The following is a 282-nucleotide window of genomic DNA, read 5'->3' as shown; positions in this document are numbered from 1 at the left end:
GATCATCAACCAGGTGACGGCCGTCCCCGCGACGCCATCGAGCTCGGCCGGGCCTGGATCCGCGGCGAGGTGCGCATGGGTGAGGCACGCCGAGCGGCCTTCCGGGCGAATGCCGCGGCGCGCGGGATGCCCGATCCGACGAAATTCGCCGCCCTGTCGGCGGGCCAGGCGGCTGCGGTGCCCCACGTCGCCGCCCATGACCTGGGCGCCGTGGCGTACGCCATTAGCGCGGATTTCCGCGCAGCTGGTTCGGGGCAAGGGTCAGGCGAACTCGTAGCGGAG

At 72.7% G+C, this 282-nt stretch carries 1 protein-coding gene (only partly in view); it reads left to right on the top strand.

What is annotated here, in order from left to right; all coding sequences use genetic code 11:
* On the top strand, positions 1–282 hold part of the coding region annotated (locus EJC77_RS21460) for a putative immunity protein (RefSeq protein ID WP_338069483.1) (this coding region is incomplete at its 3' end). The annotated region extends 90 nt beyond the left edge of the window; 282 of 372 annotated nt are visible.

The sequence above is a fragment of the Specibacter cremeus genome, from assembly GCF_003946885.1.
Lineage (GTDB): Bacteria > Actinomycetota > Actinomycetes > Actinomycetales > Micrococcaceae > Specibacter > Specibacter cremeus.
The sequence above is the reverse complement of the archived record's forward strand: the minus strand, read 5'-3'. Positions and strand labels throughout refer to the sequence as shown.